The 23,627-nt window shown below is 51.8% G+C and carries 22 protein-coding genes; 4 read left to right on the top strand and 18 right to left on the bottom strand.

Features of this window, described 5'->3' with window-relative positions:
- Window positions 1–116 precede the first annotated feature (116 nt).
- The 15 genes from glmU to asnC all read right to left on the bottom strand — a co-directional run bounded on the left by glmU (window position 117) and on the right by asnC (window position 14,221).
- Window positions 117–1,487, bottom strand: coding sequence for a bifunctional UDP-N-acetylglucosamine diphosphorylase/glucosamine-1-phosphate N-acetyltransferase GlmU (gene glmU, locus ACLJRE_RS22700; RefSeq protein ID WP_023212303.1), 1,371 nt, complete (start codon window positions 1,485–1,487; stop codon window positions 117–119).
- 319 nt (window positions 1,488–1,806) lie between these two features.
- Window positions 1,807–2,505, bottom strand: a complete 699-nt coding sequence (locus tag ACLJRE_RS22705) for a Bax inhibitor-1 family protein (RefSeq protein WP_000009908.1) — start codon at window positions 2,503–2,505, stop codon at window positions 1,807–1,809.
- A 229-nt stretch (window positions 2,506–2,734) separates the two neighbouring features.
- Window positions 2,735–3,154, bottom strand: coding sequence for a F0F1 ATP synthase subunit epsilon (locus ACLJRE_RS22710; protein WP_001251971.1), 420 nt, complete (start codon window positions 3,152–3,154; stop codon window positions 2,735–2,737).
- Window positions 3,155–3,174: 20 nt separating this feature from the next.
- A complete protein-coding gene (gene atpD / locus ACLJRE_RS22715) occupies window positions 3,175–4,557 on the bottom strand; it encodes a F0F1 ATP synthase subunit beta (protein WP_000190499.1) in 1,383 nt (460 codons plus the stop codon).
- Between the two features lie 26 nt (window positions 4,558–4,583).
- On the bottom strand, window positions 4,584–5,447 hold the full coding sequence (atpG, locus tag ACLJRE_RS22720; RefSeq protein WP_000896506.1) for a F0F1 ATP synthase subunit gamma: 864 nt from the start codon (window positions 5,445–5,447) through the stop codon (window positions 4,584–4,586).
- A gap of 50 nt (window positions 5,448–5,497) precedes the next feature.
- Window positions 5,498–7,039, bottom strand: coding sequence for a F0F1 ATP synthase subunit alpha (gene atpA / locus ACLJRE_RS22725; protein WP_001176751.1), 1,542 nt, complete (start codon window positions 7,037–7,039; stop codon window positions 5,498–5,500).
- 12 nt (window positions 7,040–7,051) lie between these two features.
- Complete coding sequence (atpH, locus tag ACLJRE_RS22730; protein ID WP_001288957.1) at window positions 7,052–7,585, bottom strand: F0F1 ATP synthase subunit delta; 534 nt, start codon at window positions 7,583–7,585, stop codon at window positions 7,052–7,054.
- A gap of 14 nt (window positions 7,586–7,599) precedes the next feature.
- Window positions 7,600–8,070: a F0F1 ATP synthase subunit B gene (gene atpF, locus ACLJRE_RS22735; protein WP_001052212.1), complete on the bottom strand. Its 471-nt coding sequence runs from the start codon at window positions 8,068–8,070 to the stop codon at window positions 7,600–7,602.
- Window positions 8,071–8,129: 59 nt separating this feature from the next.
- Entirely contained in the window at window positions 8,130–8,369 is a 240-nt protein-coding gene (atpE, locus tag ACLJRE_RS22740; RefSeq protein ID WP_000429386.1) for a F0F1 ATP synthase subunit C, read from the bottom strand.
- Window positions 8,370–8,415: 46 nt separating this feature from the next.
- Complete coding sequence (atpB, locus tag ACLJRE_RS22745) at window positions 8,416–9,231, bottom strand: F0F1 ATP synthase subunit A (RefSeq protein ID WP_000135632.1); 816 nt, start codon at window positions 9,229–9,231, stop codon at window positions 8,416–8,418.
- 8 nt (window positions 9,232–9,239) lie between these two features.
- Entirely contained in the window at window positions 9,240–9,620 is a 381-nt protein-coding gene (gene atpI, locus ACLJRE_RS22750) for a F0F1 ATP synthase subunit I (RefSeq protein ID WP_000116685.1), read from the bottom strand.
- 615 nt (window positions 9,621–10,235) lie between these two features.
- Window positions 10,236–10,859: a 16S rRNA (guanine(527)-N(7))-methyltransferase RsmG gene (rsmG, locus tag ACLJRE_RS22755; RefSeq protein WP_001519938.1), complete on the bottom strand. Its 624-nt coding sequence runs from the start codon at window positions 10,857–10,859 to the stop codon at window positions 10,236–10,238.
- Between the two features lie 102 nt (window positions 10,860–10,961).
- The gene (gene mnmG / locus ACLJRE_RS22760; protein WP_000499872.1) at window positions 10,962–12,851 is read right to left on the bottom strand and encodes a tRNA uridine-5-carboxymethylaminomethyl(34) synthesis enzyme MnmG; all 1,890 of its coding nucleotides are present in this window, start codon (window positions 12,849–12,851) and stop codon (window positions 10,962–10,964) included.
- Window positions 12,852–13,229: 378 nt separating this feature from the next.
- Entirely contained in the window at window positions 13,230–13,673 is a 444-nt protein-coding gene (mioC, locus tag ACLJRE_RS22765; protein WP_001518982.1) for an FMN-binding protein MioC, read from the bottom strand.
- An 89-nt stretch (window positions 13,674–13,762) separates the two neighbouring features.
- Complete coding sequence (asnC, locus tag ACLJRE_RS22770; RefSeq protein WP_000433016.1) at window positions 13,763–14,221, bottom strand: transcriptional regulator AsnC; 459 nt, start codon at window positions 14,219–14,221, stop codon at window positions 13,763–13,765.
- 150 nt (window positions 14,222–14,371) lie between these two features.
- On the opposite strand from asnC, the gene asnA reads away from it, so the two are divergent.
- Complete coding sequence (asnA, locus tag ACLJRE_RS22775; protein WP_023212401.1) at window positions 14,372–15,364, top strand: aspartate--ammonia ligase; 993 nt, start codon at window positions 14,372–14,374, stop codon at window positions 15,362–15,364.
- A 182-nt stretch (window positions 15,365–15,546) separates the two neighbouring features.
- Here asnA and ACLJRE_RS22780 read toward each other — a convergent pair whose 3' ends face one another.
- From ACLJRE_RS22780 to ravA, 3 genes are all read right to left on the bottom strand, one after another.
- Window positions 15,547–16,137, bottom strand: coding sequence for a hypothetical protein (locus ACLJRE_RS22780; RefSeq protein WP_023212400.1), 591 nt, complete (start codon window positions 16,135–16,137; stop codon window positions 15,547–15,549).
- Between the two features lie 179 nt (window positions 16,138–16,316).
- A complete protein-coding gene (gene viaA, locus ACLJRE_RS22785; protein WP_000956584.1) occupies window positions 16,317–17,768 on the bottom strand; it encodes an ATPase RavA stimulator ViaA in 1,452 nt (483 codons plus the stop codon).
- Window positions 17,762–19,258 carry an ATPase RavA gene (gene ravA, locus ACLJRE_RS22790; protein ID WP_000940987.1) on the bottom strand — a complete coding sequence of 499 codons (1,497 nt, stop codon included), beginning with the start codon at window positions 19,256–19,258 and terminating at the stop codon, window positions 17,762–17,764. The genes viaA and ravA overlap by 7 nt, the downstream gene beginning before the upstream one ends.
- 348 nt (window positions 19,259–19,606) lie before the next feature.
- On the opposite strand from ravA, the gene kup reads away from it, so the two are divergent.
- From kup to rbsA, 3 genes are all read left to right on the top strand, one after another.
- On the top strand, window positions 19,607–21,475 hold the full coding sequence (gene kup / locus ACLJRE_RS22795; protein ID WP_000102338.1) for a low affinity potassium transporter Kup: 1,869 nt from the start codon (window positions 19,607–19,609) through the stop codon (window positions 21,473–21,475).
- 216 nt (window positions 21,476–21,691) lie between these two features.
- Window positions 21,692–22,111, top strand: coding sequence for a D-ribose pyranase (rbsD, locus tag ACLJRE_RS22800; protein ID WP_000715944.1), 420 nt, complete (start codon window positions 21,692–21,694; stop codon window positions 22,109–22,111).
- 7 nt (window positions 22,112–22,118) lie between these two features.
- Entirely contained in the window at window positions 22,119–23,624 is a 1,506-nt protein-coding gene (rbsA, locus tag ACLJRE_RS22805; protein WP_000339366.1) for a ribose ABC transporter ATP-binding protein RbsA, read from the top strand.
- The last annotated feature ends 3 nt before the right edge of the window (window positions 23,625–23,627 follow it).

The following is a 23,627-nucleotide window of genomic DNA, read 5'->3' on the forward strand; positions in this document are numbered from 1 at the left end:
CGAGCCTTGTAGAGAGTGGGGTTATTTTTATAAGTACTGCTCATGGAGCGGAGGATTATTTTATCCTCTCATCTCCGGTCTGCCGGATGGCGCTGACGCTTATCCGGCCTACAAAATCACTTTTTCTTCACCGGACGCTGCCAGCCTTGCTTATGCACCTGCGGCACGCGGCTTAATACCAGCTCATTGTCGGCTACATTACGGGTGACGGTAGTCCCTGCGGCGATGGTAGCCCCTTTACCAACAGTAACCGGCGCCACCAGTTGGGTATCGGAGCCGACAAACACATCGTCGCCAATAACCGTTTTGAATTTGTTCGCGCCATCATAGTTACAGGTGATGGTCCCCGCGCCGATATTCACGTTGTCGCCAATTTCCGCATCGCCCAGGTAGGTCAGATGGCCGGCTTTAGAACCTTTACCCAGACGCGCTTTTTTCATTTCAACAAAATTGCCGACGTGAGCGCCCGCTAACAGCTCTGCGCCGGGACGCAGGCGAGCAAACGGGCCGATGGTGCAGGCCGCTTCCAGATGCGCATCTTCCACCACGCTGTATGGGCTAATTTCGCAGTCATCGCCAATAACGCTGTTTTTAATAATGCACCCCGCGCCGATCTTCACGCGGTGACCGAGCGTCACGTTACCTTCGATGATAACGTTAGCGTCAATTTCCACATCACGCCCGTGAGCCAGATTACCGCGCAGATCAAAACGAGCCGGATCGCGCAACATAACGCCGGATAACAGCAGTTTCTCCGCCTGTTCGGCCTGGTAAATACGCTCCAGACGAGAAAGCTGTAGACGGTTATTCACGCCGTCCGTTTCGCTGATGCGAGCCGGATGCACCGCGGCGATTTCCCGTCCTTCATGATAAGCCAGCGCAATGATATCAGTGATGTAATATTCACCCTGCGCATTATTGTTAGTCAGCTTAGACAACCAGCGTTTCAGGTCCGCGCCGTTGGCGATCAGAATACCGGTGTTAATTTCCTGGATCTGACGCTGTTCATCAGTGGCGTCTTTATGTTCAACGATGCCGGTCACTTTACCGTTTTCACGCGTAATACGGCCATAGCCGCTCGGATCGTCCAGCTTCACGGTTAATAACCCAATACCACCCTGCGGTTTGGCATCGCGCAGGCGCTGTAAGGTTTCAACCGAAATCAGCGGCACGTCGCCGTAAAGCATTAAAATATCTTCATCGTCGCTAAAGAAGGGCGCGGCCTGCTGCATTGCGTGACCTGTTCCCAACTGTTCCGCCTGAAGCACCCAGTTTAGCTTGTCATCTTTCAGGGTCTGTTTTAACAACCCGCCACCGTGTCCATAGACCAGATGAACCTGTGCGGCCCCTAATTTAGTTGCTGCATCAATGACATGCTGCACCATGGGTTTACCCGCCAGCGTGTGCAGCACTTTAGGAATATCGGAATACATGCGCGTGCCTTTACCTGCGGCAAGGATCACTACGCTCATAGCACTATTTAACATACGCGTCCTGACTGTAATTTGAGAACGAATTTATACTGTTTCACGTTGAAAATACTACATTTTTTTCATCGTAAAATGGAAGAAGGATAAAACGCTCACCGGGATAACATCCCCGCCTGCTAATGAATCATTTTCGTTCATTACCGCGCCTCTTGTCTCCTGAAAAGTAAAAACACCCGCGTATTGGCAACGTAGCCCGATGTTTTTGCTGTTTTTTTACTCCATAAATAAAGAAGATAACGTAATAAAGCGCAGGGGAGTCAGAAAAGCAAAAACCAGCGACAGAGGCCGCTGGTTTTCCGTTGCGCGTATTTTTTACTTAATTACGCGACATAAAAATCCGCAAAATATACCAGAACATGGTCGCGATAGAAGCAAACAGATGTAATGCCGCGCCAGCAGGGCGATCGGTAGGGTAATGGTGAATAATGTTAGAAGTATCGTAAAGTATAAACCCGGCGCACAGCAGTACCATTAGCGCAGAAAACCAGACACCCAGCGAGAAGCCGCAGATGACGCTGGCAATAATCGCGCCAAAAGCAATGAACCCAGCCATAGTCAGAAACGAGCGCAGAAAAGAAAAGTCTTTTTTTATGGAAAAAGCGGTAAACGTCAGACCGCCGACCAGCAACAGAGTCGTTATTGCCGCCGCGCCAATGCTCGACGGGTTAATATACGCCGCCACCGTTAACAGGGGGGCAAAAATCAGGGATTCTGCCAACACATAAATCCCCAGCCCGATAAGTTGCGTTTGATTAGTCCCCGCATTATCCGCCAGACGGGTCGCCAGCATTCCCACCAGCATAAAAGCGCCGAGAACAACCAACCAGCTATATCTTCCACCAGCCAGCAGCACATCAAGCGCATACTCCCCGACCCCTATAAAACTCCACGCCGCGCTCAACACGATAAAACCGACGATGGCGACGGCGAGATGAAGATAAGCGCGACGAATAAAGGTAGTACGATCAATCCTTGAGTCGGGTTGTGGACCCGCAAAGGATGGCTGAAATGACATAGTAATAATCCCTCATTTTATGCAATAAAAACGCATCCATTCCTTCCTTCTTCGCACAATGTGCAGATGCAAATGACAGAAAAAAGGATTTAATGAAAACAGCGCTGTCGCTGAAAACGCATCGCCTTCAGCCGCTTGTTTTTGTCGTTGCTAGTTTATCGAATAAAAATTGAGAGGATAAAAAAAAACCAGTCCGCAATCAGACTGGTTTTATGCTTTCAAGCCGGTGTTACATCGCTTTTTTGGTCAACTCGATAACGCGCAGTTTAGCGATCGCTTTGGCCAGTTCCGCAGACGCCTGAGCGTAATCCACGTCACCGTGCGAGCTCTTAATGTGCTCTTCGGCTTTACGCTTCGCTTCCAGGGCTCGCGCTTCGTCGAGATCCTGACCGCGAATCGCGGTATCCGCCAGAACGGTCACGCTGCCAGGCTGCACTTCCAGAATGCCGCCGGACAGATAGATAAACTCTTCATGACCGTGCTGCTTAACGATGCGAATCATACCAGGCTTAATGGCGGTGAGCAGCGGCGCGTGCCCCGGGTAAATCCCCAGTTCGCCTTCGCTACCCGTAACCTGGATTTTCTCGACCAGACCGGAGAACATTTGTTGCTCCGCGCTGACGACATCCAGGTGGTAAGTCATTGCCATATCACCCTCCGATTAAGGCGTTAAAGTTTTTTGGCTTTTTCCACGGCTTCGTCGATGGAACCGACCATGTAGAACGCCTGCTCCGGCAGGTGATCGTATTCGCCTTCCATGATGCCTTTAAAGCCACGGATGGTGTCTTTCAGGGAGACGTATTTGCCCGGAGAACCGGTAAATACTTCCGCCACGAAGAACGGCTGGGACAGGAAGCGCTGAATTTTACGCGCGCGAGCTACCACCAGTTTATCTTCTTCAGACAGTTCATCCATACCGAGGATGGCGATGATGTCTTTCAGTTCCTGATAACGCTGCAGGATGGACTGAACGCCACGCGCGGTGTCGTAGTGTTCCTGACCAACAACCAGCGGATCCAGCTGACGGCTGGTGGAGTCCAGCGGGTCAACGGCCGGGTAGATACCCAGGGATGCGATCTGACGGCTCAGTACCACGGTTGCATCTAAGTGCGCAAAGGTGGTGGCTGGAGACGGGTCAGTCAAGTCATCCGCCGGTACGTATACCGCCTGTACGGAGGTGATAGAACCGGTTTTGGTGGAGGTGATACGTTCCTGCAGAACGCCCATCTCTTCCGCCAGAGTCGGCTGGTAACCTACCGCGGAAGGCATACGGCCCAGCAGTGCGGATACTTCCGTACCGGCCAGGGTGTAACGATAGATGTTATCGACGAACAGCAGTACGTCACGACCTTCGTCACGGAATTTCTCCGCCATGGTCAGGCCGGTCAGTGCAACGCGCAGACGGTTTCCCGGCGGCTCGTTCATCTGGCCATACACCAGGGATACTTTATCGATAACGTTGGAGTCGGTCATTTCGTGGTAGAAGTCGTTACCCTCACGAGTACGTTCACCTACGCCCGCAAACACTGAGTAACCGGAGTGCTCGATCGCGATGTTACGGATAAGCTCCATCATGTTTACGGTTTTACCTACACCCGCACCACCGAACAGACCGACTTTACCGCCCTTCGCGAACGGACACATCAGGTCGATAACTTTGATACCGGTTTCCAGCAGTTCCTGAGAGTTTGACAACTCTTCGTAGGAAGGTGCTGCGCGGTGAATCGCCCAACGCTCTTCTTCGCCGATCTCGCCTTTCATGTCGACCGGTTCGCCCAGGACGTTCATGATACGACCCAACGTGGCTTTACCTACCGGGACTTCGATCGGGTGTTCGAGATCTTTTACATCCAGACCGCGACGCAGACCGTCAGAAGACCCCATCGCGATGGTACGCACGATACCGCCGCCAAGCTGCTGCTGAACTTCCAGCACCAGCTTCTCATTACCATTCTGCACCTCAAGGGCATCGTACACGCGTGGTACGGCATCCTGAGGGAACTCGACGTCGACCACGGCGCCGATTACCTGGACAATCTTTCCAGTAGCCATCTTAAATCCTCTACGAAATAACCTGGTTAAACCGCGGCGGCCCCCGAGACGATCTCGGTGAGTTCCTGAGTAATGCTGGCCTGACGAGCTTTGTTGTATACCAACTGCAGCTCTTTAATCAGGCTGCCGCCATTATCGGTTGCGGCTTTCATCGCCACCATTCGTGCGGCCTGCTCGCTGGCCAGGTTTTCTACCACGCCCTGATAAACCTGAGACTCCACATAACGACGCAGGAGAGTATCCAGCAGCGCTTTTGGGTCTGGTTCATACAGGTAATCCCAGGCTTTACGCTTCAGATCATCATCTTCTGACGCCGGCAACGGCAGCAGTTGAGTGATCGTCGGCACCTGAGACATGGTGTTAATAAATTTGTTGCTGACAATGTAAAGCTTGTCCAGACGGCCTTCGTCGTAGGCCTGCAACATCACTTTAACCGGACCGATCAGTTCGGACAGAGAAGGGTTATCCCCCATACCTGTCACCTGAGCGACAACGTTGCCGCCTACGGAATTAAAGAATGACACGCCCTTAGAGCCGATCATTGCGAGTTCGCACTGAACGCCTTTATCGGACCATGCCTTCATATCCGCCAGCAGCTTTTTGAACAGGTTAATGTTCAAGCCACCGCACAAACCACGGTCGGTCGACACTACCAGGTAGCCCACGCGCTTAACGTCGCGCTCTTCCAGGTAGGGGTGCTTATATTCCAGATTACCGTTCGCAAGGTGACCAATCACTTTGCGCATGGTCTCTGCATAAGGACGGCTGGCCGCCATGCGATCCTGCGATTTACGCATTTTGGAAGCGGCGACCATCTCCATCGCTTTAGTGATCTTTTGCGTGTTCTGGACGCTTGCGATCTTACTACGTATCTCTTTTGCGCCGGCCATGAGCTTCTCCTCAATGCCTTACGGCCTGCCCTAAGGCAAGCCGCCAGACGTTACCAGGACTGGGTTGCTTTGAAGGAATCGAGGATGCCTTTCAGCTTGCCTTCGATTTCGTCGTTATAGCCACCGGACTGGTTGATCTCTTGCATCAGCGGAGCGTGATCACGGTCGACGTAAGCCAGCAGTGCGGCTTCGAAGCTACCGATTTTCGCCAGTTCGACATCCGCCAGATAACCACGTTCTGCTGCGAACAGAACCAGAGACTGCTGCGCGACGGACATCGGCGCATACTGTTTCTGTTTCAGCAGTTCGGTCACTTTCTGACCGTGGTCAAGCTGTTTACGGGTGGCATCGTCAAGGTCGGATGCAAACTGAGAGAACGCCGCCAGTTCACGATACTGCGCCAGCGCGGTACGAATACCACCGGACAGTTTTTTCATGATCTTGGTCTGGGCTGCGCCACCTACACGGGATACCGAGATACCCGGGTTAACCGCAGGACGAATACCGGCGTTAAACAGGTTAGATTCCAGGAAGATCTGACCATCGGTAATCGAAATTACGTTGGTCGGAACGAACGCGGAAACGTCACCTGCCTGCGTTTCGATAATCGGCAGCGCGGTCAGAGAGCCGGTTTTCCCTTTCACTTCACCTTTGGTGAAGGCTTCGACGTAGTCGGCGTTAACACGCGCAGCACGCTCCAGCAGACGAGAGTGGAGGTAGAATACGTCGCCCGGGAATGCTTCACGTCCTGGCGGACGACGGAGCAGCAGGGAGATCTGACGGTAAGCAACAGCCTGTTTAGACAGGTCATCGTAAATGATCAGCGCATCTTCGCCGCGGTCGCGGAAGTATTCGCCCATTGCGCAACCGGCATATGGCGCCAGGTATTGCAGCGCAGCGGATTCGGACGCGGTCGCCACCACAACAATGGTGTTAGCCAGCGCGCCGTGTTCTTCCAGTTTGCGCACCACGTTAGAGATGGTGGACGCTTTCTGGCCGATAGCGACATAGATACATTTAATGCCGGAATCGCGCTGGTTGATGATGGCGTCGATAGCCAGCGCGGTTTTACCGGTCTGACGGTCACCGATGATCAGTTCACGCTGACCACGACCGATTGGGATCATGGAGTCAACGGCTTTATAGCCGGTCTGCACCGGCTGATCGACAGACTGACGATCGATAACGCCCGGCGCAATCGCTTCAACGGCAGAGAAGCCGTCATTATCAACCGGACCTTTACCGTCGATTGGCGCACCCAGGGTGTTTACCACACGTCCCAGCAGGCCGCGGCCAACCGGAACTTCCAGGATACGACCCGTACATTTAACCTTCATGCCTTCGGCAAGGTCAGCGTATGGCCCCATGACTACCGCACCCACGGAGTCGCGCTCCAGGTTCAATGCGATAGCGTAACGGTTACCCGGCAGGGAGATCATTTCACCCTGCATACAATCGGCCAGGCCGTGAATGCGGATAACACCGTCACTGACAGAAACAATAGTACCTTCGTTGTGAGCTTCGCTCACCACATTGAACTGAGCAATGCGCTGCTTGATCAGTTCGCTGATTTCGGTGGAATTCAGTTGCATGCTCCAGTCCCCTTAAGACTGCAAGACGTCTGCAAGGCGCTCAAGACGGCCGCGTACGCTGCCATCAATGACCATATCACCCGCCCGGATGATAACGCCTGCCATTACAGACTTATCGATTTTGCAATTCAGCTTCACTTTGCGTGACAGACGTTTTTCCATCGCGGCGCTGATTTTCGAAAGCTGCTCTTCACTCAATGCGGTTGCCGACGTAACTTCTACCTCGGAGGTAGCTTCACTGGCGGCACGCAGATGAATAAACTGCTCCAGAACATCCGGGAGCGCGTTCAGACGATTATTTTCAGCCATCACCCGAATCAGGTTCTGACCGTTTTCGTCTAACTGCTCACCGCAGACTGCGATAAACGACTCAGCGAGCGTTTCCGGCGCCAGCGCGCCAGAGAGAAGCTCTGCCATTTGTTCGTTCTTGGTTACCTCGGCGGCAAACGCCAGCATATCCTGCCAGCGCTCTACACTTTGGTGTTCAACGGCAAAGTCAAAAGCTGCTTTGGCGTAGGGGCGAGCTACCGTAACAAATTCAGACATCAGCCCCTCCCTCCTTACAGTTCAGCGACAAGTTTATCCACGATGTCGCTGTTAGCAGCTTCATCCACGGAACGTTCGATGATCTTCTCGGCGCCAGCAACAGCCAGGATAGCAACTTGCTTACGCAGCTCTTCACGGGCGCGTTTACGCTCGGCTTCAATTTCCGCCTGCGCCTGCGCCACGATTTTAGTACGTTCCTGTTCTGCTTCAGTTTTGGCTTCGTCCAGGATCTGAGCGCGGCGTTTGTTTGCCTGCTCGATGATTACCTGAGCTTCTGCTTTCGCTTTTTTCAGCTGGTCGGTCGCGCTGGCCTTTGCAAGGTCAAGATCCTTATGTGCTCGTTCAGCAGAAGCGAGACCGTCAGCAATTTCTTTCTGACGTTTCTCGATGGCTGCCATTAACGGCGGCCATACGTACTTCATGCAAAACCAGACAAAGAGAATAAACGCGATGGCCTGGCCGAGGATTGTTGCGTTAAGATTCACAGCACAATGCCTCTATCTAGTTAACCTTCTGATATTGCTCTTAATTCAAGCAACGCTTACTACGCGACAGCGAACATCACGTACAGACCCAGACCTACAGCGATCATCGGGATAGCATCCACCAGACCCATAACGATAAAGAACTGAGTACGCAGCAGAGGAATCAGATCAGGTTGACGCGCCGCGCCTTCCAGGAATTTACCCCCGAGGATGCCGATACCGATCGCAGCACCGATTGCCGCCAGACCCATCATCACAGCGGCAGCCATGTACAGCAGATCCATATTCAGGTTTTCCATGACAGTCTCCAGTTTGTTTCAGTTAAAACGTAGTAGTGTTGGTAAATTAATGCTCTTCGGACGCCATCGACAGATAGACAATCGTCAGAACCATGAAAATGAAGGCTTGCAGCGTAATAATCAGGATGTGGAAAATGGCCCACGGCACATTCAGAATCCACTGTGACCACCACGGCAACAGACCAGCAATCAGAATGAAAATCAGCTCACCGGCATACATGTTGCCGAACAGTCGCAGACCGAGAGAAACCGGTTTGGACAGCAGACTTACCCCTTCAAGGATTAAGTTGACAGGAATGAACGCCCAGTGATTGAACGGCTGCAGCGTCAACTCTTTAGCGAAGCCGCCGATGCCTTTCATTTTGATGCTGTAGAACAGAATAAGGATGAATACGCCCAACGCCATCGACAGGGTGATGTTGACGTCAGCAGACGGCACCACGCGCGTTGCCGGCAGACCCAGCCAATGCTCAGCGATATACGGCAGCAGGTCGATAGGCAGTAAGTCCATCAGGTTCATAAGGAATACCCAGACGAAAATCGTCAGGGCCAGCGGCGCAATCAGCTTGCTTTTGCCATGGTACATGTCTTTGACGCTGCCATGCACAAAGCCGACTATCAGCTCAATCGCGGTCTGAAACTTGCCTGGCACGCCGCTGGTCGCTTTTTTAGCAACGCTACGGAACATCACCAGAAACAACAGACCCAGCACCACCGAGAAGAACATGGAGTCAATATTGAGCGTCCAGAAGGTGGCTGGGGGGTTCTGCGGATCCACCAGCGAGAAAGTACGCAGGTCCAGCTGAAGGTTATTCAGATGGTGTCCTATGTATTCCTGCGGCGTCATATTTTCTGAAGCCATGATGCCTTTTACCCTTTGTTGTTAATTACAGCCGGCGCCAGTATCTGAACCACCAGCACCAAAACCCACGTAACGATCAGCGGCAAAAACACCGCCTTTAAAACCGCCAACGCCACCACCAGTAAAACCAGCATCGCTAACACCTTGAAGGCTTCACCGAAGGCGAAAGTCCAGGACACGCGGCCCTTAGCAGGTGTATGCGCCTGGTGACGCCAGGCAAATATCATAAACAACATATTAGGCAGTGCCACTGCCAATCCCCCACATACTGCGGAGATGCCCCAGAAGGGGTCTTTGAGGCAAAACAGCAATCCACTTGCTATTACCGCCAGAAACTGAATGAACAGAAGCTTACGAGCAACGTTTCGACTCACGAGCGACACAGACATCACGTTTTTACTCCTGCTCACTTCGAGGTATGCCGCGTGTCGTATAAAACGTTCTTTAAGACTTAGAGTCAAGCATCAAAAAGCGGTCAAATTATACGGTGCGCCCCCGTGATTTCAAACAATAAGTAGCCAAAAGGTGAATAAATGTTTAAATATTTTTCTCTGGCCCGCATTTTTAACTTTTAGCCAAAGTGTGAACGATCGTACAAAACTGCAAATAGCGCGAAAACACTGGCGATAAAGCGTGCACCAGATCACACATTAAACATATTCATGCTTACGCAATTCATTTACGTGTCAATTCATGCCTTTTCATCTTTTTGATATTTAAGCGTAAAACCAGGTACTGTTTTAAAAATACCAGCTTACACCTTAAAAACGCCCCATTGACATTTAAAATAAAAATTTAACAAGCAAAAGTGATTTTTCGATTCGATTTTTAGCAGACTGATATTTACAAAGTTGATTACTCTCTGTTTTAACAAAAGAAGCGACGTTGTCATGTTGAAACGAAACCGTAAATCCAGAGTTAAATGTAACAACGCTGAAATGCGTTATACCTGTCGATTTTTAACACAAGCCGCGTCGTTTTTTTTCTATTTTTTTTGATAAAAATTAAACTTTGTTTGACTTAATAATCACCAGATGCCGCTCGCCTTCCAGTTGCGGAACGCGTAATTTTTCAACAGATTCGACGCTAAAATTGTCAGGTAGTGAGGCTATTTCATCCCCTGGCAATTGCCCTTTTAAGGCATAAAAACGCCCTTTCTCTCCCGGCAGATGGTGACACCAGCTCACCATATCATTCAACGATGCGAAAGCGCGGCTGATAACGCCATCAAACGGCGGTTCGGAGGGATAGGCTTCAACGCGGCTTTGAACCGGCGTGATGTTTTCCAGTTTCAGTTCGTGCTGGACCTGACGCAGAAAACGTACCCGCTTGCCCAGGCTGTCGAGTAAGGTGAAATGCGCGTCAGGGAGAACAATAGCCAGCGGGATGCCCGGCAGCCCCGGTCCTGTTCCTACATCGATAAAACGCTGTCCCTGAAGATACGGCGCAACGACTATGCTGTCGAGAATATGGCGTACCAACATTTCGTTGGGATCCCGCACTGACGTCAGGTTGTATGCTTTGTTCCATTTATGCAGCATATCAACGTAGGCGACCAGCAGCGTTTTCTGGTGATCGGTAAGAGAAATACCGGCATCAGCCAGCAGACGAGAGAGTTTGTTGAGCACGGTCATTACCTGTTAATAATCAAATGCCCGATGCGCTTTCGCTTATCGGGCCTACAAATTTGTAGGGCGGGCAAGCGAAGCGCCCCCGCCAAATTAGTGTTATCAAGCGCTACGACGCAGCATACCTTGTTTTTTCAGCCATACCAGCAGAATGGAGATTGCCGCTGGCGTAACGCCGGAGATACGCGATGCCTGGCCGATAGACGCCGGTTTATGATCGTTCAGCTTGGCGATAACTTCGTTCGACAGACCGGAAACCTGACGATAATCCAGCGTGGCAGGCAGCAACGTATTCTCGTTACGTAGTTGTTTTTCAATCTCATCCTGCTGGCGAGCGATATACCCTTCGTATTTGACCTGGATTTCCACCTGCTCAGCGGCTTGCTCATCTTCAAGCGCAGGCGCGAATGCGGCAAGCGAAGTGAGCTGCGCGTAGGTCATTTCCGGACGACGCAACAGATCTTCGCCGCTGGCCTCACGGGAGAGAGGCGTGGTCAAATGCGCATTCACTTCATCGGCGGATTCCGCAGACGGCGTTACCCATGTCGATTTCAGCCGCTGACGTTCGCGTTCGATATTTTCCAGCTTCTCGTTGAAGCGCGCCCAGCGTTCATCATCCACCAGACCCAGCTCGCGGCCCATTTCGGTCAAACGCAGATCGGCGTTGTCCTCACGCAGCATCAGGCGATATTCGGCGCGGGAGGTAAACATGCGATACGGCTCTTTGGTGCCCAGCGTACAGAGATCGTCCACCAGCACGCCGAGATAAGCCTGAGAACGCGCAGGCGCCCAGCCCTCTTTGTCGGCGGAAAGACGCGCGGCATTCAGACCGGCGAGCAAGCCCTGCGCCGCAGCCTCTTCATAGCCGGTAGTACCGTTGATTTGACCAGCAAAGAACAGGCCGTGAATAAATTTACTTTCCAGTGTCGGTTTCAGATCGCGCGGGTCGAAGAAATCGTACTCAATCGCGTAACCAGGGCGAACGATCTTCGCGTTCTCCATGCCCTGCATGGAACGGACAATCTGCATCTGCACGTCAAACGGCAGACTGGTGGAGATACCGTTAGGGTAAATCTCGTTAGAGGTCAGTCCTTCCGGCTCAAGGAAGATCTGATGCTGGTTACGATCGGCAAAACGCATCACCTTGTCTTCGATCGAAGGACAGTAGCGTGGGCCGATCCCTTCGATCACGCCAGCGTACATTGGGCTACGATCGAGGTTATTACGAATCACATCATGGGTTTTCTCATTGGTATGCGTGATGTAACACGGCACCTGTTGCGGATGCTGAGAAGCATTCCCCATAAACGAGAAAACCGGCATCGGGTTATCGCCATGCTGTTGAGCCAACACGCTGAAATCGATAGTACGCGCATCAATACGCGGCGGTGTGCCGGTTTTCAGGCGACTGACGCGTAGCGGAAGCTCACGCAGACGGCGAGATAGCGGGATGGATGGCGGATCGCCAGCACGACCGCCGCTGTAGTTATCCAGACCAATATGAATTTTGCCGTCCAGGAAGGTTCCGACGGTCAGCACCACCGCTTTCGCGCGGAATTTGAGCCCCATTTGGGTCACAGCGCCGACAACGCGATCGTTTTCGACAATCAGATCTTCAACCGCTTGCTGGAAGATCATCAGGTTCGGCTGGTTCTCCAGCGCGGTACGCACCGCCTGGCGATATAAGACTCGATCCGCCTGAGCCCGGGTAGCGCGAACGGCCGGACCTTTGCTGGCGTTTAGTATCCTAAACTGAATACCTGCCTGATCAATCGCTTTCGCCATCAGACCGCCGAGCGCATCCACCTCTTTTACCAGATGTCCCTTTCCAATACCGCCGATCGCCGGGTTGCAGCTCATCTGTCCCAACGTGTCAATATTGTGTGTCAAAAGCAGAGTCTGTTGACCCATACGCGCCGCGGCCATCGCGGCCTCAGTGCCTGCATGACCCCCGCCAATAATAATGACGTCAAAAGGATCCTGATAAAACATGGTAATTGCCTCGCATAACGCGGTGTGAAAATGGATTGAAGCCCGGGCGGTGGATTCTACTCAACTTTAGCCGATGGAGAAAGCCCCGGGATCCGGGCTATTAAAAAGAAGATCTTTTTATTTAGAGATCTGTTCTATTGTGATCTCTTATTAGGATCGCGCCAGGCTGTGGATAACCCGGATCCTGTAATAAAGATCAATGCGTTGGAAAGGATCACTAGCTGTGAATGATCGGTGATCGTGGTCCGTATAAGCTGGGATCAAAACGGGTGCTTATACACAACTCAAAAAGTGAACAACGGTTATTCTTTGGATAACTACCGGTTGATCCAAGCTTTCCACCAGATTTATCCACAATGGATCGCACGATCTTTACACTTATTTGAGTAAATTAATCCAGGATCCGAGCCAAATCTCCGCTGGATCTTCCGGAATCTCATGTTCAAGGATGTTGATCTTCAGTGTTTCCCCAACCTGTTTTGCGCCAGCGTCTTTCAGTTCCGCTTCTATTTTCTCAATCGCGCCGCAAAACGTGTCGTATTCTCGACTACCAATGCCAATTGCGCCGAAACGTACCGCGGAAAGATCGGGTTTCTGCGTCTGAAGGTCTTCATAGAAAGGGGTCAGGTTGTCCGGAATGTCTCCGGCACCGTGCGTTGAGCTGATTATCAGCCAGATCCCGGAAGTTGACAGATCCTCTAATAACGGACCGTGCACCGTTTCGGTTGAAAAACCGGCAGCTTCCAGCTTTTCCGCCAGATGTTCCGCGACGTATTCGGCGCCGCCCAGGGTGCTGCCGCTGATAAGAGTAATGTCTGCCATTGATCGCTCGCTCAGGTAAAGAGGCTGCATTGTACTCTGTGAACGAGCTGGGATCTACCTGTGGAAAAATGTGGGATTAAAAAAGCCGATCATGGCTTGATGGTGCGCATGATCGGGTTCTGCAAGACGATCAGTGTCTCAGTGGACTGAATTTCATCAATTGTTTGGATCTTGTTGATAAGTACGTGCTGAAGCGCGTCGATTGATTTGCACATCACTTTTATAAAGATGCTGTAGTGACCGGTGGTGTAATACGCTTCCGTCACTTCATCCAGGCTTTCCAGCCGGGCCAGTGCGGAGGGATAGTCTTTGGCGCTTTTGAGAATGATGCCAATAAAGCAGCCCACATCGTAGCCCAGCTGTTTGGGGCTGACGTCAATCCGTGCGCCAGTAATAATCCCGGCCTGCTTCATTTTCTCGACGCGAACGTGAATGGTTCCAGGGCTAACGCCAAATTGTTTGGCCAGTTCGGCGTAGGCGGTGCGGGCATTTTCCATTAAGGCGTCAAGTATGCCGCGGTCCAGATTGTCGATCTGATAATTTTCCATCGCTTTTTCTTATGCAGATTAATGATTATCTCTATTTTAGCCATTATTTTTAACGAATCAAAATCTAAGTTAGCTTTTTATCTGTTGATTATTGAATAGTGCTCTCGTTTTGTTGCTTAATCATAGGCAACAGGACGCAGGAGTAAAAAAATGAAAACCGCTTACATTGCCAAACAACGTCAAATTAGCTTCGTGAAATCACATTTCTCTCGCCAGCTTGAGGAGCGTCTGGGTCTGATTGAGGTCCAGGCGCCGATCCTGAGTCGCGTAGGGGATGGTACGCAGGATAATTTGTCCGGCTGTGAAAAAGCGGTGCAGGTAAAAGTGAAAGCATTGCCTGACGCCCAGTTCGAAGTGGTGCATTCACTGGCGAAGTGGAAACGTCAAACCCTGGGGCAACATGACTTCAGCGCGGGCGAAGGGCTGTACACGCACATGAAAGCCCTTCGCCCCGATGAAGACCGACTCTCTCCGCTCCACTCGGTCTATGTGGATCAGTGGGACTGGGAGCGTGTCATGGGCGATGGCGAGCGCCAATTTTCCACCCTGAAAAGCACAGTAGAGGCTATATGGGCAGGTATTAAGGCGACGGAAGCGGAAGTGCATAAACAGTTTGGTCTGGCGCCGTTCCTGCCGGATCAGATCCATTTTGTTCACAGCCAGGAGCTGTTGTCTCGCTATCCGGATCTGGATGCGAAAGGGCGCGAACGCGCGATCGCCAAAGAACTTGGCGCCGTTTTCCTGGTGGGGATCGGCGGTAAACTGAGCGATGGCCACCGCCATGATGTACGCGCGCCGGATTATGATGACTGGAGCTCCGCATCTGAGCTGGGCTACGCCGGTCTGAACGGCGATATCCTGGTGTGGAACCCGGTGCTGGAAGATGCGTTTGAGCTTTCCTCTATGGGTATCCGCGTAGATGCCGATACGCTGATGCGCCAGCTGGCGTTGACCGGTGATGAAGATCGTCTGCAACTGGAGTGGCATCAGGCGCTGCTGCGCGGCGAAATGCCGCAGACCATCGGCGGCGGGATTGGGCAGTCGCGTCTGACGATGTTGCTGCTGCAATTGCCGCATATTGGTCAGGTGCAGTGCGGCGTATGGCCCGCGCAGGTTCGCGAAAGTGTTTCTTCTCTTCTTTGATATGGTCTGCTAGTACCACCACGGCTGTCTGTTCGATAACTAATATGCCGTGGTGTTGGTGGTCTGTATCAACATTAATAGCTCGATGAACCGGGTATTTCAGGGCAACAGCTGTCAATTCATTTTAAATGAGAGGTCATTCTTGCTGCTTTTTGCAGAAAAGCCGTTGCCTGATCTGAAAATTACATAGTTCCCGTGGCGAAATTTTTTTTCCAGTCCTGATATTCCTTTTGTTCCTTGATATCAGAAAAATCGGAGAAGTCTGGGCGTTGTTGCAGGCAAGTAAAAACAATTCTATAAGCCTCTTCTTTTCGGCCCAATTTAAGTAAGATACGGACTTTAGTATCGAAAGCGTAAAAGTAATCAGGGCTGTCAATATAGTTACAGCCGTGAGATATTGTTTTGAGGGCTCGCTCTAATTCATCAATGCTATCGGAGTGTTTGTATAAATCCCATGCTATAGTGTTCGTTGCATAGCGGATCACTTCCTCATAAAACCGTCCTATATCGGTATAATGGAATATAGCACCGGCTCTTATGGTATCAGACATCAATTCCATACATTTTTTAGCATAAGACAGCGCTTTTTTCGACTCACCTAAATTGGCGCAAATCCACAACGCTTGATAATTAGCATATAAGAAGTCGTATTCCTCATCCTTGCTTACATTATATGCAGCTATGCCTGCTAAATATTTATCCAATGCATTGTTTGAGGCATCACCTTCTTCCTGCTGAATAGTCAGAGCTTGTTTTATATAATTTTTTAACATTTTTGCATCCATTATTATTTTAAGATACTCCAATGTTTCATATTACAAACTAACGGTAAGCTACGCACTTAATTTTATAGAGCGAGAGAATATCGAAATCGATATAACCTCTAATTATACTTATGGGGATAGGCTATTAGTAGAATATATATTTTTAAGTAACACTCGTCTTAATAAGATTAGCGCCGCCAGCGTCTCAGCAGGCGGCTTCGCATCCCGGTGTCAAAGCGCCAGATATGATCGAAAATGCGCATGATGCCGGGTTTGCCGTGCGCCGACATCGCCACCGCGTGGAATCGATGCTGGTGAAGACGCTGCAACTCTCCTACTTTGCTCACCACGTCATCCGGCAAGCGCTGGGCGATAAAATCCGAAATGACCACCGCATCGGCATCAAACCATTCCCGTCCCTGCATTCTTTCAATAATGGCGCGAAAACAGCTGGCGATATCTGTGCCGCCGCGAAAACGTTGACTTAAAAAGCGGATGGCCTGCTCGATACCTTCCGGGCCGGAGAGTTCATAACGCACAACGTCAGTGGAAAACAGCATAATAAAGCAGCGGCGGTTATCCGCCAGCGCAACGCGCATCAACGCCAGGCAGAACGCTTTTGCGCACTGCTCGTTAAATCCCCCCATCGAGCCTGAAGTATCGACGCAGACAATAAACGGTCCGCGCGGCTGCTCGTCGACATCCTGGTGTAATACCGGCCGTTCGGTCACTTTCTCACGCCACGCTTCGCCATGCAGGCGATAGGTGAGGAGCTGTTTTTCCACTAACCGGCGGTAAAATTCATATTCCAGCTCGGTGATGCCGAGCGTCGCCAGCTCTGGCGGCAACAGGCGCAGAATATCATCGCCTTGCTGAATACCGTCAACCTGCTCCGGCACCGTAGCGGGTTCGCGTACCAGTGTACGAAAGGTTTCCATCGGCGCGTCTTTTTTCGGTACCGATTTGGCTTCCCGCGAACGTCCCAGTTGTTCCGCCAGTTGCATTAGCTCCGGCTGGGCGGCGAGAAATTCGCCGTATTTTACAATCAGTTGATAATCACCACGTTTAAGCTGGCCCGCGCTCATATCCCACAGGCGGCCTGCGGCATTATCATTTTCCGCCAGCGTCGGTTCCAGTTGCCCGCTCAGCGTCATCCGTTCCTGGACGTCACTCAGCAACTGCTCGCGCTCTTCTTCCAGTAGTTGTTGGTTTAACGTGGTGGCCTGCACGACCAGACTTAACCGCCAGCGTTGCAAAAAAAGCGTGTGTAGCGCAGGGGTAAAGGTACTGTTGCTCTCCGTCAACTGCTTCGCCTGCGCGGCATACGGTGAATGCAGGCGGTGAAGCAACGCCAGTATTTGCGGCAGTTGCACGATGAACTGTGGGGTAGAGAGAAGTTGGCTTTGCTGATAACACATGACCTCTTCCATGAGTTCCGGCGGAACGCGTGCGTCTTTAAGACGGCTGCGTAGCGCTTCCCGCCAGCGCGGGAGATCGGCGGTCACGGCGTTTTTTAAACGCGGAAACTTTTCAAAGAAAATGACCAGCTGTGGGGAAGCCAGTAGCGCGAGGATCATCTCTTCGACCATTCCCTCTTCGCTGACGGCCAGCATGGTATTTAGCGTATCCAGCGTCAGCATTGTTGCGCCTGGCGGATCTGTTCTCCTACATCCTGCAGGCTGGCCTCAATGCGCCCTAACCAGTCGCTGTGAATAAACAGGCAATGTTGCTGCTCGCTGAAGCGGGTATGTTGCTGGCGCCAGTCGTTTTCTAACGTTTCCAGCTGCTGTTTGATCTCCGCAGGCATACTGTCTTCAGCCGCTCCCGGTAACGCCAGACGGGTACCTTGTAGACTGATGTCGCGCACCACCAAATGTTGAGCGTTATCGACTTCCATATTCAGCGTTTGGGCAAAGCCGATCCCGTTCAGTTTGCCGCGGATCTCGCCGCCTTTGGTCAGCCAAAGTTCCAGCGCGCTGCGGTCAAAGGTAATATGGATCACTTCCATATCATGCAGTTTTAGCGGTTTTTGTAGCAATAACGTCAACGTTGACGCGCTGGCTTCCGGCGGTAAAGTGTAATGCGGGCGGCGGCTGAACATACCGCCTTCTTTAATGACGGTGAAAGCGGTTTTATCGCTTTGCTGTTGCTGCAACTGGAGGCGACGCTGGACGATACCGCCGAGGCGAGTCAGCATGGCCTGCTGCTGCCAGGCGTGTCCGGTCATCAATATTTCCAGTTGCTGTTGCATGAGATTCAGACTCTGCGCGTCATACCACAAGCAATCTTTTAGCAGGATAAGGTCAATCGGCGCAACCGCGTCGCGTCCGCTAAAGAAGGCGCTCGCCTGTAACAGGCGGATGGCTTTCTTCCAGCGACGGTCGGAGACATAAGGCGCATTCGGCAAATTATCCAGCTGTTGGCGCAGAGTAAATATCAGCTCAAAGACCGGATCTGGCAGTGAAATCGCGCCGATATCTTTTTGCCACTGTTGATATTCTTCGTCGCTAACCTGTAACGAGGCGGGGACCGGGTTATCGCTCTCATCCTGCTGACTAACCAGCATGGAGCGGAAATTGGCTTTATCCTGAACTTTATCCAGCCACAGGCGAATCAACATTCGGTCGTACAAGGCTTCCAGGCTGCTGTCCGCTTCGGGCAGTTCGTTAGAGGCCGCCACCAGCAGCCGCATCGGAATTTTTTCCTCAAACGCGCCGTTGCGGAAATGGCGTTCGTTAATGGCGGTCAGCAATGTGTTCAGGATAGCGGGCCCGGCTTTCCAGATTTCATCCAGAAAAACGATTTCGGCTTCGGGAAGGTAGCCGGTCGTTAAGCGTTCATAGCGACCTTCATCTTTCAGCGCCTGAATAGAGAGCGGTCCAAAAACCTCTTCCGGCGTGGAAAAGCGTGTCATCAGATATTCAAAAGCGCGGGCGCGCTGGAAAGCAAACTTCAGGCGGCGGGCAATCAGACTCTTGGCGATACCGGGCGGGCCCAACAAAAAGACGCTTTCACCGCTTAACGCCGCCAGTAGGCACAGGCGTATGGCGTGACTACGTTCATACAGCCCCTTCTCAAGGGCGCTGCTCAGACGGGAAATTCTTTCCGCTAATAAATGTGGGTGAGCCATAATAAAGAGGCGTCCTTTCGACAAATGGATCATGCTAATTGCGAGTATAGACGTTTCACCACCGGGGCTATAATCGTCTGATGCGCTGTTTATTTTTCTTTGAGCCAGGTTAATCTGGCTTCATTTAGGGGTACGATTTTATGATTAATCGTGCATACTGTGCGCTTTTTTGTGGGCCAAGGGACTAAGCACACATTTCATATCTATACACTCATTCATTCAAACTACATCAAGGCGGCAAAGGAGTGAATCCCCTGGCACTAACATTCAACGTGTGACTGGGGTAAGCGAATGCAGCCGACAAGGAGGTAGCGTGAAGGGTGACGTGTATAAACGAAAGATGAGTCTATGAGCACTGATAATAAGCAATCGTTGCCTGCGATTACCCTCGCAGCTATTGGGGTTGTCTACGGTGATATTGGTACCAGCCCGCTTTATACGCTTCGTGAATGTTTGTCCGGTCAGTTTGGTTTTGGCGTTGAACGAGATGCCGTGTTTGGTTTTCTGTCGCTGATCTTCTGGCTACTCATCTTTGTGGTTTCCATCAAATATCTCACCTTCGTGATGCGCGCCGATAACGCGGGTGAAGGTGGAATTTTGACGCTGATGTCGCTTGCCGGGCGTAATACCTCGGCGCGCACTACATCCATGTTAGTTATCATGGGACTGATAGGCGGCAGCTTTTTCTATGGCGAAGTGGTCATTACGCCGGCGATTTCGGTGATGTCGGCGATTGAAGGCCTGGAGATTGTCGCGCCGCAGCTGGATACCTGGATTGTCCCGCTCTCCATTATTGTGCTGACTCTGTTGTTTATGATTCAGAAGCACGGTACGGGAATGGTAGGGAAACTCTTTGCGCCGATTATGCTGACCTGGTTTTTAATCCTGGCGGTACTTGGCCTGCGCAGTATTATCGCCAATCCCGAAGTGTTACATGCGCTGAATCCTGTCTGGGCGGTACGTTTTTTCCTTGAATATAAAACCGTATCATTTATTGCGTTGGGCGCGGTGGTGCTGTCGATTACCGGCGTAGAGGCGTTGTACGCCGATATGGGACACTTCGGTAAGTTCCCGATTCGCCTGGCGTGGTTTACCGTGGTACTGCCGTCGTTAGTACTGAACTACTTTGGTCAGGGCGCATTGCTACTAAAGCATCCGGAAGCGATTAAAAATCCCTTCTTCCTGTTGGCGCCGGACTGGGCGTTAATTCCGCTGCTGATTCTGGCCGCGCTAGCGACGGTGATCGCCTCCCAGGCGGTAATTTCTGGCGTCTTTTCGCTGACGCGTCAGGCTGTGCGTCTTGGCTATTTGTCGCCGATGCGCATTATCCATACCTCCGAGATGGAGTCCGGTCAGATCTACATCCCTTTCGTTAACTGGCTGCTTTATTTCGCGGTCGTGGTTGTTATTGTTAGCTTTGAGCACTCCAGCAACCTGGCGGCGGCCTATGGTATCGCCGTGACCGGCACGATGGTGCTGACGTCTATTCTTTCTACGACCGTGGCGCGTAAGAACTGGCACTGGAACAAATATTTTGTCGCGCTGATCCTCATCGCGTTCCTGTGCGTGGATATCCCGCTGTTCTCGGCTAACCTCGACAAATTGTTGTCCGGCGGTTGGCTGCCGCTGAGCCTGGGTCTGATCATGTTCACGATCATGACCACCTGGAAGAGCGAGCGTTTCCGTCTGTTGCGTCGTATGCATGAACACGGTAATTCGCTGGAAGCGATGATTGCTTCACTGGAGAAGTCACCGCCGGTTCGGGTGCCGGGTACTGCCGTATACATGTCGCGCGCGCTCAGTGTGATCCCTTTTGCTTTATTGCATAACCTGAAGCACAACAAAGTGTTGCATGAGCGCGTAATCTTATTGACGTTGCGTACGGAAGATGCGCCTTATGTGCATAACGTTCGCCGGGTGCAGATTGAGCAGTTGTCTCCGACATTCTGGCGCGTGGTGGCCAGCTACGGCTGGCGCGAAACGCCAAACGTTGAAGAGGTGTTCCACCGCTGCGGTCTGGAAGGGCTTAGCTGTCGGATGATGGAAACGTCGTTCTTTATGTCGCACGAGTCGTTGATTGTCGGCAAACGCCCGTGGTATTTGCGTTTGCGCGGTAAACTGTATTTGTTGCTGCAACGTAACGCTCTGCGCGCGCCGGATCAGTTCGAGATCCCGCCTAACCGCGTGATTGAGTTAGGAACGCAGGTCGAGATTTAACCTCCTATCACCATGCCGGGGGCCGCGTTGGCTTACCCGGCCTGGCCAATCCGTAGATTCCCACAAGATAATCGCCATTGGGCGATTATCTTCACCTGATTTCCGCTAGCGAAACGTTTCGACGGCGATCACAATTCTGTTACGTCATGATGGTTTTATGAACACATCCAGGGTTACACTGCGGCCAGCGAAACGTTTCGCTAGTGGAGCAGAAAAATGAAGAAAGGCACCGTACTCAACTCTGAAATCTCGTCGGTCATTTCCCGTCTGGGGCATACTGATACTCTGGTGGTCTGTGATGCGGGTTTACCCATCCCGAATAGCACCGCGCGTATCGATATGGCACTAACCCAGGGCGTACCTTCTTTTATGCAGGTGGTGGATGTTGTGACCCGGGAAATGCAGGTTGAGGCGGCGATTCTTGCAACGGAAATCAAACAACAGAATCCGCAGCTCCACGAAACGTTGCTCACTCACCTTGAGCAACTGCAGCAACACCAGGGAAACACCATAAAAATTAGTTATACGACACACGAACAATTCAAAAAATTGACTGCAGACAGTCAGGCGGTGATTCGCAGCGGGGAGTGTTCCCCGTATGCGAACGTCATTCTTTGCGCTGGCGTCACTTTCTGAGGCCGCTATGGACGCATTACTGCAACTCAAAGGGATCGATAAAGCGTTCCCCGGCGTGAAGGCTCTCTCCGGCGCCGCGTTAAACGTTTATCCTGGCCGCGTTATGGCGCTGGTGGGGGAAAACGGCGCCGGAAAATCCACCATGATGAAAGTATTAACCGGCATCTATACGCGAGATGCAGGATCGTTGTTATGGCTGGGTAAAGAGACCACCTTTAACGGGCCTAAATCGTCTCAGGAAGCCGGGATCGGCATTATTCATCAGGAACTGAACCTGATCCCGCAGTTGACCATTGCGGAAAACATCTTCCTGGGCCGTGAGTTTGTGAATCGCTTTGGCAAAATCGACTGGAAAAAGATGTATGCCGAAGCCGACCAGCTCTTAGCCAAACTCAATCTGCGCTTTAAGAGCGATAAGCTGGTGGGCGAACTCTCTATCGGCGATCAGCAAATGGTGGAAATCGCCAAAGTGCTGAGCTTCGAATCCAAAGTCATCATTATGGATGAACCGACCGATGCGCTGACCGACACTGAAACCGACTCTCTGTTCCGCGTTATCCGCGAATTAAAATCGCAGGGGCGCGGCATTGTCTATATCTCCCACCGTATGAAAGAGATCTTCGAAATTTGCGATGACGTGACGGTCTTCCGCGATGGGCAATTTATCGCCGAGCGTGAAGTGGCCACGTTGACCGAAGATTCTCTTATCGAAATGATGGTGGGACGTAAGCTGGAAGATCAGTACCCGCATCTGGATAACGCGCCGGGTGAGATTCGCCTCAAGGTCGATAATCTGTGCGGACCGGGCGTGAATGATGTCTCTTTTGTGCTGCGAAAAGGCGAGATTCTTGGCATTTCCGGCCTGATGGGCGCCGGTCGCACCGAGCTGATGAAAGTATTGTACGGCGCGATGCCGCGAACCAGCGGTTACGTGACGCTTGATGGACACGAAGTGGTGACGCGTTCTCCGCAGGACGGACTGGCCAATGGCATCGTTTATATCTCTGAAGACCGTAAGCGCGATGGACTAGTGCTCGGCATGTCAGTTAAAGAGAATATGTCGCTGACGGCGCTGGACTATTTCAGCCGCGCTGGCGGAAGCCTGAAACACAAAGATGAGCAACAGGCGGTGGGGGATTTTATCCGTCTGTTCAACGTCAAGACACCGTCAATGGAACAGGCGATAGGCCTGCTTTCTGGCGGTAATCAGCAAAAAGTGGCGATTGCCCGCGGGTTGATGACGCGCCCGAAAGTGCTCATTCTCGACGAGCCGACCCGCGGCGTGGACGTCGGCGCCAAGAAAGAGATTTATCAGCTTATCAACCAGTTTAAGGCCGACGGCCTGAGCATCATTCTGGTCTCATCTGAGATGCCAGAAGTATTAGGCATGAGCGATCGCATCATCGTCATGCATGAAGGGCATCTCAGCGGTGAATTTACTCGCGAGCAGGCCACCCAGGAAGTGTTAATGGCTGCCGCAGTGGGCAAGCTTAATCGCGTGAATCAGGAGTAAAAA

Origin of the sequence: Salmonella sp. SAL04157 (genome assembly GCF_046551635.1) — a bacterium.
GTDB lineage: Bacteria > Pseudomonadota > Gammaproteobacteria > Enterobacterales > Enterobacteriaceae > Salmonella > Salmonella enterica.